Below are 13,252 nucleotides of genomic sequence, written 5' to 3'. Positions count from 1 at the left end.
TCTTTAAATCTGTTCTGCGAGTGGTATATCTACTTGAATTTCTGGTGATATGGCGCGCTCTTTCGGTTGCCCTACCAAAAGCAAAATTTGTTCCCAGAGGTGGGCTACTTTTAGTTGGTGTTCGAACGTCATAGCTTGATCAATTTGTTTGCCATCGATTGCTCGGCTGATTTGTTCTAGGGTGTATAAAACACCGTCAGGACCAAGGTCTTCGAAGGTGTCTTTTACTAGACTGTCGTTCTTGTAAAGCGTTTGAGTAGTCCGCTGGTTTAGGTATTTACCTTCGGGCAACTCTGAGAGTTGGTAGAGACTTTGGTCGTTACTTTGATGATGGTTCGCATATAACACTGGGGTCCAAGTGACCGGCCCATAACTATCCGTTAACGAGAAATAGCCATTACCCCAGCCTAGCATGATGCGGTGCATTGCAAGGCTGTGCATATCTGGATCTTGTGGGTCCAGATAGTTTTGCAGCTGTAACAAGAAGTCACCTTGTTCTGAATTGAGGTTGACTATGTCAAAGTGGGCCTGATGACCCAATAAGGTAGGTGTCAGGTCAACGTTTTCTCCGAGCGATTGCAGTAATAGATCAAGTGATGAATAAAGTAATTGGCGGCTTGTCGTCAGGTTGCCATAGGTGGCATTTTTCAGCGTTTGACTACGTAAAGACTGTGTACTTAAAACCAGAGTTCGTCCTGCCGTTGTTGCGCCATAAAAGCTGTTTACCCGATACTGAACACCATGTTTTTGAGCGAGAATTATGTGGCGGTTTAGCTCATTGATAGAGACCGGGTGCTCCTGAATTACGTGAATTTGACGCTGTAATAGGTCTTCCACTAACAAATTACCATTGCCACCAATGACTGATGCTCTAATAACAACACATGCAATGTCTATGTCTTGAGGAAGCTCTGAAATGTTAGTGAAAAGAGGAACCCCAAATGCTTCGGCTAATTGCTTGGATCGTTCACTTCCTGTCGAAACAATCCCCGCGAGTACTAAGTCAGGGTGCGGTTCAATAAAAGCATTAAGATAAAGTTCGCCAAATTTAGCGCCAACAATGACGATTTTTTTAGGTTTATTCATTTTCAAACTCTTCCAAGGAGATATTATTTGTAGAAACAACAGTGCCTTGCGGCTTAGTCAGTAGTTGAGAGATCATATTCGCCAAAAGTGTGACACTTGGCTCCTGCAGTATGGTGTAATGATCTGCATGAAGATCATGAATATGAGGGCTGCAGCAGTCTGTCCAACCGTGACAGGGGCGAGTCGCTATGTCTGGGTGCTGATAGCTCATAAACTCTAGGTGCTTGTTTTGTTCAGCAGTAAAGAGTACTACGGGTAAGTGTTTTAACACTGGCGGTTGGTAGTTCAACATAGCAAGCAGGTTACTGCGGTATATGTGGAATAGGCGGGTAATGCTTGTGGTATCCAAAACCGTTGATTCAATCATGCTAGCAAAAGCGGCACAGACCGAAGCGCTAAAAGATTCTTCATCGCTAAAATTAGGAGTGGTGGTTTCATTCAGATCTGGGAACCGACCAACACAATCAGCATAGAAGTATTTTCGCATGCTGACTTCATCCAACTGAGCGGTGTCATTTAAGCTTGGTTTGTAGCTGTCAATCATGATGCACTGAGTGACTTCGTGGCCTTGTATTATCATTTGGTTGGCAAGTTCAAAGGCAACAATACCACCAAAAGACCAGCCTCCAATTTGGTAAGGACCTTGAGGTTGCACCTCTTGAATCATCGCCAAATAATCACTCGCGAGTTGTTCAACACTCACATTTTGTTGCGATAAATGTTGTTCAGGAAAACTCAGCCCATAAAGGGTTACGCTGTCAAGCTGGTCTGCGAGACGCTGGTAGCTTAGTAGATGTCCACCGATTGGATGGATAATAAACAATGTGCTTGCGTTGCTTGTCGCCTTATTGCTTGGTGTAAGCAGCGTTGGTAATGTCTCTGAATTATTGCCTTGTGCGTCAATGAAATCAGCTAAACGTGCGATGGTATCATTTGCTTGAAACTGACCTGCTGTTAGCGATGTATTGAGCTTGGTGTTAATCTGATTGATAAGACGGACAGCCACCAGCGAGTTTCCACCAAGTTCAAAGAAACTTTGATTGGCTGGCACGGTGGTCAAATTTAAACATTCTTTCCAACTCGTCGCTAACATGAGTTCCGTATCAGAGGTTGGTAGGCGAAAATCAGTGGTTTGCAAAGTAAAGTCTGGCGATGGCAAGGCTTTGCGATCAACTTTTCCGTTGGCTGTTAACGGTAAGGTATCGAGCGTTACTATCTGAGCTGGGCACATGTAGTGGGGCAGGTTTTCCCTTACGTAATCGAGCAGTCGCTCACTACTTTCTTCATTATGGTCGCGATACAAGATATAACCAATGAGCTGTATTCCACCGTTGCTGTGTTCGAAAGGCGTAACAATAGCTTCTTGAATATGAATATCGCTCATCGAATCCTTGTATTGACGTAATACATGTTCAATTTCTCCCAGCTCTACTCTGTATCCATTCACTTTCACCTGATGATCGTTACGACCAAGAAATTCGATATCGCCATCTGGCAAGTAACGTCCTAAGTCGCCAGTTTTATACAAGCGAAGGCCGCTTGTGGGGTGTATAAAGAAAGCAGCATCTGTCTTTTCTTGATCCTGCCAGTAACCTATAGCAAGACCATTTCCACCGATGTAAATCTCACCAGAAACCCACTCTGGGCATGGCTCTAATTCATCATCGAGTATATGGAAGGTCTGGTTACTTAATGGCTTGCCATAAGGGATACTCATACAATCCGAATAACTTTGTGTGATCGAGTGACTGATAGACCAAATCGCGGCTTCTGTCGCACCACCAAGACTAAGAACTTGTGCATTTGGGGTGAGTTTGGTCAGGCGGTCAGGAAGACTTACTGGTATCCAGTCGCCACTCATCATTATTTGGCGGATAGCAGGTAGGTTAGATTGCTTTTGTTCAAGGTAATCTGCCAATAATTGCACAAATGCAGGCACGCTGTTCCAAACAGTAATGCAGGTGTCTTTCGCGAGTGAAATTAGGGCTTCAGGAGCTTGTGCCGGGGAAACTTCAGGGATTACAAGGGTTGCACCCTGAGACAGGGTTGAGAAAATATCAAAGACTGATAAATCAAAATTCAGTGCAGATATAGCAAGAACTTTGTCATCGATGGTCAAGTTAATACGTTGATTGATATCGAGTAGAGTATTGACTACAGCTTTATGCTCCATCATTACTCCCTTTGGCTTGCCCGTAGAACCAGAGGTGAAAATGACATAGGCCAAATCACTAGGTTCAACGCTTGGTAAAGTAAAGTGAGAGCTTATTTTGCTAGATAAACAAGGTATTAGTATTTGATATCCAGATTTTTGGCCAAGTTCATTGGCCAAATCACTTTGAGCAATGATAGTGTTTACATCACCTTGTTCGAGTAAGTCTTTGATTCGTTTTTGTGGGTATGAGGCATCGATAGGCATGTAAGCTTTACCTGCCAGCATAATAGCAATAGCTGAAATAACTTGTTCCCAGCCTTTGTCCATCACAATAGCAACTAACGGACTGTCGTTATGGTTAGCCAAAATTTTCGATGCCAATGAAATTGAAGCATTCCAAACTTGCGTATACGTCAGCTCTATATCACCTTGTTGAATAGCCAGACCCTCAGGGTGAAGCTCGACGCCATTACGAATTAAATCACAAAGAGTATCCGTAGGGCGCTTTCGCCCATTTCTGTCGGGCAACGATAATTGGGTGCTGGTGGCATTCGCCTGATCGCGAGTCTTGAGCTGTAAATCAGCGATTAGTAAAGACAGAGGGTTTTCCCATGATAGGGAAGGTATTGTGGTGACGGACTTTACATAGGCATGGAACATTGCGTTAAATATGCCAGATTTTAAGTGGGTTTCTTGAATGGTCCACTTGATATCAATGCCTCCACAAGGTGAAGCAATCAGCATGCAATCTAAATAAACATGAGGAGTTTGAGCACCAAATTCATTCAATTTACCCATATTGAGTGACTGATCCTGTCCAACAGAGGTCGTGTCGTTAAAGACAACCGGCATTCCTGTGTTGAAGTTTCGGTTATAACGATTCTTTTCCGTTAGAACTTGCTGACCATCGAAAATGGCGTGAGCAAGATCGTCGCTCATTTGTAGCTGAATTTGTTTTACAAAATCAATAAATGGCTTTTGCTCTGTTGCATTGACTTCGAGCATTGATGTTGTCGAAAGGTTACCAATTACGCTATCAGAGCCAGATTGAACTCTTTGGCGGTTACTGTGGAGAACGTTGATAGAGAAGTGTTTAGCTTCACTCCATTTCCTCAAAACCATGCAGAATGTGGTCAACATAGTCATTGAAGGTAACACGTTATTGGCCAGAGATACGTGTTGAAGCTGAGCCCATTCTTCTTTGTTGATGCGGTGTGTCAGAACGCTTTGAGAGAGAGCCTCACCTCTGTCGTCATTGAGCGGTAGCGTTGGAGCCTCTGGTAAAGAAGAAAGCCTATTTAACCAATAATCTTTAGCGACGTTATAACCTGAAGAGTTTTTCAGGCCATCAAGCTTTTTCAAGTATTCCCCAGCAGTAAGGGAGGGCAACACAAGCTTTGTATGGGGGGCTTGATATAACTCTTGGAGATGTTTGAAAATAGTACTCAGGCTACGGCCGTCAGCAACGACGAGATCGACGACTAAGTGAACCAAACTGGTTTTACTATCAGTTTGTATGATATTGATATCGAAAAGTGGCCATTGATCAGTAGGAACACCGTTGGCTGTGATTCGACGTCTAGCGTCATCGACAATATGTTGTTTGTTCGGTTCGTCCATCGCTGTCAAATCGACATATTGAGGTTGGTAGTAAGGGACATCGTCATCAATGCAGTACTTACCATCTTTGATTGTGCCGCGCAGTTGACTGTGAGCTGCAATCAGTTGGTTCCACGCTTGCGTGAATCTCGTTTGGTCGAGGTGTTGTATTTCTAATTCGGCATAGAAGTGCGCAATTCCATTGCCAAGGGAAAACATCTCGCTTTCACCTAACCAATAAGCGTTTTGAAGTGGTGTTAAATAGTATTCATTTTTTTGAATGTGTTCATCTTCGTCAGCCATATTAAATAGTGAATCTGACTGACGACTTGAGCCTGAATCATAAATAGCATCACAGAAGTCTGAGAATACTGGCTGCTCAAATATTTGTTGAAGGCTAGCGTTTGGAATACCGAATTTTTGTAACTCTACCACCATTTTAGTGGCCATGAGGCTGTCTCCTCCACTTTGGAAGAAGTCAGTGCTATCCAATACAGATTGATTGAGTAGAGTCGCCCATACATTACGTATGTGTTCGACTTGTTTTTCTTGAAATGAACACGTTCGTCCGTGTATATCAATGTCAGGCCCATCGGAGATGGCAGTAACAAAGTCCTCTAGAACCGACTTTTCGAATATTAATGGTAGGCTTGCTTTGGAGAAACCTTTTTTATTCAGCTCTACCACCATTTTGGTTGCCATTAAACTGTCTCCGCCGCTCAGGAAGAAATCACTGGCATTATCTACTTTGCAATTAAGCATCGAAGACCAGGCAAGTCGAATTTTATCTAACGCGTTAGAATTCAATTTAGAGTCAGTCAATGCCTCAAATGATGTGGACTCATGAGCAATGATGGCTTCGCTTATGTCTGGTCGATTGTGCTTAGAGTGGGTCGTTTTCGCTACGATTAAGTGTTGTCTTAGAACGGAACGCTCGCTTTCAGGAAAGGCCAGTTGTGGTTCAAAACCATTTTTTTCAAGCAGCGTTAGCCAAGCCGGTAAGCCGAGCATGGCGCTTTTTTGTTGCTCTCTGAAATCACTGAATGCATTTATTCCTTCTATAAAGCCAACGGTGGCCAATTGCATTGGGCTGAATTGGTCGGTTGCTTCAATTAAGATGAGGTGACCATCGTGTGCAAGTAATCCTCGTAGACGGCTTAATGTTTCTGGTAGGTTCTCTGCATCGTGCAATACGTTAACTGCAAGGATGACGTGGTAACCTTCCTTTACGCTCAAATTTGTATTTGCAGGTTTGTTAATATCGAACAGCTCATAACTAACCTGAGGGTAATCAGACAGTTTTAGTTTCGCTTCTTGTAAGAATACCGGGGAAATATCTGTAAAACAGTAATGGTTGATAGTGTTATTGGCATTTGCCAGAACTTCTAGAGTTGTAGATGCAGTCCCCGCGCCAACTTCGAGTATATTCAAGCTGTTAAGCGATCCGGCAGCCAGTTCTTTGACGACTCTAGCGGCGCTGTTGTTAAGCAGCTTCAATGACGGATTCGTTCGATAAAGGCTATCTGTCACGTCGTTGTCTTTGAACAAAATTTCTAACGCCGATTTACTACCATCAAGTAGAGATGGGTGAGATTGAATATTCTCAGCAAGGTACTGTGACAAACACTTGCACCAATTCTCATCAGGCAGAGAAGATTTTGGTGGGGTAGGGAATACACCACTAAATTCGAATCCAAACTCAGTTTTAACCAGCACTTCATCTCTGCATAGTTGATCGAGCCATAGGTCGATCAGCTTAAAATGTTTTTCTGCTACTTTGAGCTGGCGGCGAATGTTTTCTAAGCTGTAAGCTTTGCCTTGGCAAGTAAACAGTTGGTGTTTGATAAGTGTGTTCCATAGGCCACAAAGTGCCTGGTATTCGAGTGATTCCCATGCCGCTTTCACTTCATCTTCTGTGTGATAGTCGATTTCGGGAAGGCTAACCTTTAAATCGCTGGATATTTGAGGAAGAGTTATGACACTATTTTTGCTGTCTGCCTGTCGTATTGATTCTGATTGCATCAACTCTGGCAGATGTTCCATTAAGATAGGGTTGCTAGCAGTATCGGAAAGCTTTTGATTGTAGTTGCTGAATAGTTTATTAAGTAGACCTTCTTCTAATACTCCTTCCATGCAATACCAATTGAAGACAAGGTCACCGTCTACCTCCATGATTTGATGATCGAGCCAAACTTGCGGGGTCTGGCTGAGCACGAACACAGGTTTCCCAAGCATACTTGTCATTGCTTTCTCAATATCCATGCCATCCATTGACATGCCTAGCATGCTAGTAAAAACGACAGGGGTAAGAGGTAAGCTAGCATCGTGTGCGCTCATTTTTCCGTTCGCTTTTAAGTGCCTTGCCATTTCGCGGATCACTTCGACGCCATTGACTTGGCTATGTCCTAAACGTTTCCATAATTTATTTTGCGTCTCTAACATGCGGTTTTTTATGGTCGCTGGCTTTGACAGCATAAAATCCATTAGTAGCACTGATGTGAAGTCACCAATGATGTTCTGAACGCCTTCATGGAATGGTTGTCGGTTGAAGAACGTCATGTTTAGAGTGAAATCAGGCGATTGAGCGCATTGCGATAAGGCTTCAGCAAACAATGTAAGTAAACCTGCTGAAGGTGTGACTCCCCATTTTTGCCACTCAGATTTCAAAGTTTTCCAGAGTACGGAATCTAACCTACCTTCAAGCGTGATGAATGTTGGGTTATCGCGGTCATGCAATGGATTTAATGGCAAATTTGGGGCTTTGGGTAACGTAGGAATAGCTTGTTGCCAATAATCCCAAGAGGCTTTCCAGTCAGGTTCTTGTCTAAGCTTGTGCTCGTGAATGACGTAATCTCTGAATGTGATTGGCATTTCTGATAGCGCTAAACCTTGGTATGCAACGCTTAGATCGTCCATCATGATTTTAAAGCTTTGAACGTCAAACTGGAGTAGGTCTAGATTTATATGTAACCTAATTTTTTCGTCTGAAATACGGCTTAGTCGCAGATCAAACAGAGGCCAAACATCAGCAGGGCGGACATCGTAGCTCATCGCATTGCGGATATTCATCAGTTCGTTTTTCTGTTCATTTTCAGACAGAGAGCGTAAATCTAATTGAGGAATTTGGAATGATGGTACCTCAGCTTGAATAATCTGTTCACCTTCGGGTGTTACTGTCATTCGCAACATATCATGGCGTTTAATCAGCGCATTCCACGCATTTTCAAATTGTTGAGGGTCAAAATTAGATAGATCCTTATCCCACTCAAATACTACGTGGCATGCAATACCTCCGTATTCAATCCAAGATTCTCTGCCAATCCAGTATGCGTGCTGGATCGGGGTTAGTGGGAAGGGCGCATACTTGTCGTTTTTTTCAATGATGAACGGTAACGTTGGTGACGTTCCACTGTTGTTTTTCAGCTTCTCTTGTATTAGTGAGGATAGACCTTCAATCGACATATCTTGATAGGCTTCATCGGCATTGATTTTCAAATCGAACTGTTTCTGAATGGCAGCGCTTAACTCAAGGAATTGCAGGGAATCCATACCCAATTGCAATAGGTCTTGTGATTTATCGATATCAATAGAGCCAGAAATGCCTAACTGGTAGTCGATACGACCTCTAAGCCATTCTGGAAGCTCTGAGAGTTTAACTGGTGTAGATTCTGCTGAGGTACATGACGATGATAAATTATTGGTCTCGGTACGTGCGGGGCGACAGCCAAAGAAGCCTTCAAAGTTAGGATGCGAATTTTCAATGTTCATCGCTAGGGAATGTGGCAATCCGTTTAAGAGGCACTGACTTAAGTGCCACAAGCCTTCTTGAGCGTGTATTGTGTGCATACCTTCTTCAGCTAATTTATTAACTAGAACTTGATCGCTTGTCATGCCGACTTTATTCCATGCCCCCCAACTAATACTCATGACATGGCAGCGGCTTCGGCCGCTCTGTTCGAAAGCAAATCCGTCCAGGTAGGCATTGGAAACAGCGTAAAGACCTTGCCCCTTAGCTCCGAGTACTGCGGATGAAGAGAACCCAATAAGATATTGGGCATTTTGCGTTTCAAGCCATTGATGTAATGTTCTTATAGCCAGTGATTTAGTTTGAAGTAGTGCAGTGGAATCTTCTCTTGACCAGTTAGCCAACAAACCATGCGCTGGACTGCCTGCTGCATGAAATGCTCCGATGATCGGCAAGCCAGGTTTCCATTCTGAAAGAATGTTTTCAAGTTCTCCTTGCTTAGAAAGGTCGCACGTGAGGGTCTGAATTATGCACCCCATAGCCCCTATTTTTTGAACAAACGTTTCCCAGTCATTGTGTATAGTACGCCCCAATACAGCGATATGTTTTGCTCCGGAGTGAGCGAGCCATTCAATAATTAGGCGTCCGATACCACCCATTCCACCTGTAACCAAATGCCAACCTTCTGTAGTGAACCATTGGGTAGGAACTGGGTTTCCCGATGTATTGGCATGTTTTAGCGATGGTCGGAAATAGGATTTTCCTCGGTAAGCAATTTCAGGACTATTGTCAAAGGGAGCATTCTTAACCACTTGAGCAATGAGTTCTGGTTCAGAACTCTTCATGTCCAGCATAACGATGTGTCTATTGGGGTACTCTTTGCGAGCGACACGCAACATCGATACGAGTGCCAATTTTTCGGGCTTAATCTCATCTTCGGCTTGAACATGTACGGAGTCTGAAGCCAACACGTACAGTGTTTCATAATCCGAGCTCAATGCATTAGCCATCGAAGCTGTGACTTCACTCAAGTTCCCTTCGGGTAATGAAATCAAGTTTTGATCAGAATTAACTTGGACGATTTCACCAGAACGACTTAAAGCTTTGCCTATTATATCAGCAGATAAAGTTCTACATGGTTTGCCTGGTTCGATCGCCTGCCATTGCCATTGGTAATAGTTATGAGGAGAGGGAAGTAATTCAGTGTTGCTGGATGATACGAACCCTTTTGTACTTACTTCTGCAAGCCACGTCCAATTTCCGCGAGGCGACTTTGCGTGAATTTGGTATTTAACCTGACCCCACATACCTGAGAATGAGCTGATAGCAACGTTACCAAGCTCATTTACTGAGTAGGTACTTGAAAGTGAAATTTGCCATTCAGAAATATCTTCTTTTACCAACAATGCAATATTTCGAGCAACCGCCGCTTGTAGATCTCCTTCTGTTTTCGCTGGTGACCAGTCTTGATAGATAAGGCCGCTAGTACTTGTCAGTGCAGGAGTGGATTTTTCGAACGCTGATGTTCGATATTCTTTTGCTTGTGTAAGTAAAGTATCAGCTTCTGCGCATTGTTCTGTACCACTCTTAAAGGTGTGCTCAAAACTACTGAGTCTAGCTTTCAACGCTGATGGTGATTGAGCTAGGTTGCTGATTAGAGAAAGAGAGAGTCGAGTCTCATTACTGCTTTTTTCTAGGCGTTCTCTTAATTCTGCAGCTATTAGGTCTATTGTCGGTAATGGGCTCTTTGTTCGCTCAAAGCCTCCATGTTTCTGAGTGTAATAGCCGTAGTCGACTAGAACATTCAAAAGAGTGGAAACTAGACTACGATAGCGGGGAAGTAAGCGGCCGCCACGAATCACGTCTTTAAGAGTGAACTTTTTATGTACGCAACATGTTTGTACAAAGTGATGAATTGCACTACAGCGTAATTGGTCGTAGCAGGCTTCAAGAGTTTTCGGTATTAAGATTGCATCTTTGGTGTTGTCTTTGCTTGGATTTGTCTTTGTGTGTGTGTCGATTTCGTACCAGTATTTTTGTTCATCAAAAGCATAGAGGGGCAGATCACATTTATGACCTGAAATGCTAAATAGCGACGTCCAATCTGCGTTTAAACCTGCGACGTAAAGTCCGCGTAGTACATTTAATGTTGATTTATCATGTTCATGCACTGATAACCAGCTGGTTTCTTTCTGCCAGTTTTCGCGTTTCCCAATGGAGGAAAGGTGACCCGCGGGACCCATTTCAACAAAAATTTGGCTACCTTGAGAAAGTGCGGTTTCAAGTGCTTGTCTAAATTTAACTGGCTGGCGGATATGCCGAGACCAATAGTGACCGTCTAGCTCTGTAGCGGATGTAACTAATTGACCGGTCAGTGAAGAAATAAGAGGGATGGTTCCTGCTGTTGCTGAAAGAGTCGTTGCGAAGTCAGAAAATGGTAAGAGTATATCGTCAAGTAATTTGGAATGTGCTGCGCATGGTACATCGAGTATGCGGAAGTTTATTTCTGTTGAGTCAAGTTCAACTTTAGCAGCTTCAATTGCAGCTGCGTGGCCAGAGAATACCCAGTGGTGAAGACCATTACAGGCCGCCAAATCTAGCTTAGATAAAGCTGTGATTTTTTTGTAGTCTTGCTCGCTGGCAAATACAGCCAACATTGCACCAACGTCACGCCTAGCACACTTGTGCATTAATCGGCCACGCTCAGCCACCAGTTGGATTGCTTGCTGATGAGTTAAATAGCCTCCAGCAACACAAGCCGCGAACTCACCGACAGAATGGCCTAACACCATGTCAGGTGCAAAGCCTTTGGCTTTCCAGTGCTCCATCATTGCTATTTCAAATGCAACAATCGCGAGTTGGGCGTAATCAGTTTGCTTTAGTAAGTCGGTTTTGTCTCCAAACATTACTTCGGATAGTGGGTATTCAGTCAAGTCTTGGCTGTATGATTGGCTAGCATCAATACTCTGTCTAAAAGTGCTGCAAGCTAAGTAGTGTTCGCGCCCCATACCTGCATATTGACTACCTTGACCAGTAAAGCACCAAGTCATTTTTGTTTGTGCTAGTGGGCGGCCTACGTGTAGTGCTATTCCTGCTTCACCTGATGTTGATAAGTGTTCAAGCGATGCAGCAGAAGACGCTTCACATTTGACGGCTAATCGAAATGGGAGGTTAGTAACCCTTGTTGTTAAAGCAGAAAACGCAATATCGTTAAAGTTGGTGCTTTCTCTCAAAAGAGCGGCGTATTCTTTTGCCAGTTTTCTTAATGAAAACTCACTATTGGCGGATATCAGTAAACTAGGAGTAGATGAATTTTTTGTCGACGTTGGCTGAGCAATGTCAGGTGCAGATTGCACGAGAATATGACAGTTAGTGCCACCAATACCAAAAGACGATACTGCCGCAGTTCGAACTTTACTCGACCAGTCAAGCGTTTTTACGGCAAGATCGAAGCCAGAGCCCTCTAGTCGTAATTCTTGGTTTGGCTGTTCAATATTCAGAGATGCAGGAATTTTCCCCCTTGAGACTGAAAGGACAGTTTTAATAAGAGAAGCGATGCCTGCCGCCGTATCTAAGTGGCCCAGACTACTTTTTACTGAGCCGAGGTAACATGGTTTCGCGGTATGTGGGCGTTGATATGCCTGTTTTATTGCCGTTACTTCGATAGGATCGCCAAGTTTTGTGCCTGTCCCGTGCGTTTCGATCATTTCTACATCATCGGGTGTAACATCAGCTAAGTGGATTGCGTCTGAAAGTACTTGCGCTTGTCCACTTACTGATGGGGCTGTAAAGCCTACTTTATCTTGACCGTCATTGTTGATGGCACTACCACGTAAAACGGCGAGGATGTTATCACCATCCTGTAAAGCGTTGTCGAGCCTTTTCAGGACAACGCTACCTACGCCATGGCCGCCAAACGTACCGTTGGCATTGATGTCAAATGGACGGCATAAACCATCAGGTGAAAATATCATCCCTGGTTGATATTCGTATCCCGACTTTTGTGGGAAAGAGACTGCCACCCCACCAGCAATCGCCATATCACATTCGCCAGAACGTAAGCTTTCACTGGCGAGATGAATGGCAACTAAAGAGCTGGAACATGCTGTTTGAACTGTGAATGCAGGGCCGGTTAGGTTGAGTTTATGGGACACGCGGGTAGCTAGATAATCTTTATCGTTGCCAATCAAAGCTTGTAAGCCTTTAACTTGACCAACTTGCGTGACATCGAAATTCTTGAACGATGTGTAAGTACTTGTTCGTATTGAACCAAATACTCCTGTTTTTGTATTCACTTTTGTTGGTGGGTAACCAGCGTGTTCAAGGGCATGCCATACATTCTGTAAAAACAGCCTTTGTTGTGGGTCTATTGACAGGGCTTCGTTGGGTGAATAGCCAAATAAAGCCGCATCAAAGTAATCTGGCTTTTCGATTACTGCACCACTTGCTACAAAATTATCGCGTTTGTATATGTCTGGCGAAATACCTGCCTGTTTTAGTTCACTCTCGGAAAAGTGTGACTGACCTGTAATACCATTGACTAAATTGTGCCAGAAGGTTTCCGCATCTGGTGCTTTAGGAAATCGACAAGCTAACCCAATGACTGCAACTGGGTCGCTATTGCCATACATAGTTTCAAATTTTTCCATTATTTCCTCTCTGAACCG

2 protein-coding genes are annotated in these 13,252 nt (G+C 43.6%); both read right to left on the bottom strand.

Annotated elements, in window-relative coordinates:
* Positions 1-3 precede the first annotated feature (3 nt).
* Positions 4-1,086: a Gfo/Idh/MocA family oxidoreductase gene (locus C9J47_RS11660; RefSeq protein ID WP_107253687.1), complete on the bottom strand. Its 1,083-nt coding sequence runs from the start codon at positions 1,084-1,086 to the stop codon at positions 4-6.
* Entirely contained in the window at positions 1,079-13,234 is a 12,156-nt protein-coding gene (locus C9J47_RS11655) for a hybrid non-ribosomal peptide synthetase/type I polyketide synthase (protein WP_107253686.1), read from the bottom strand. The genes C9J47_RS11660 and C9J47_RS11655 overlap by 8 nt, the downstream gene beginning before the upstream one ends.
* Positions 13,235-13,252 lie beyond the last annotated feature (18 nt).

This window comes from Photobacterium indicum, assembly GCF_003026215.1.
GTDB classification, from domain to species: domain Bacteria; phylum Pseudomonadota; class Gammaproteobacteria; order Enterobacterales; family Vibrionaceae; genus Photobacterium; species Photobacterium indicum.
This window is presented reverse-complemented; position numbering and strand designations above follow the sequence as displayed.

What these genes read in the sequence shown, in the direction of transcription:
- C9J47_RS11660 (WP_107253687.1), bottom strand. Translation starts at nt 1,086, where the DNA reads ATGAATAAACCTAAAAAAATCGTCATTGTTGGCGCTAAATTTGGCGAA.
- C9J47_RS11655 (WP_107253686.1), bottom strand. Translation starts at nt 13,234, where the DNA reads ATGGAAAAATTTGAAACTATGTATGGCAATAGCGACCCAGTTGCAGTC.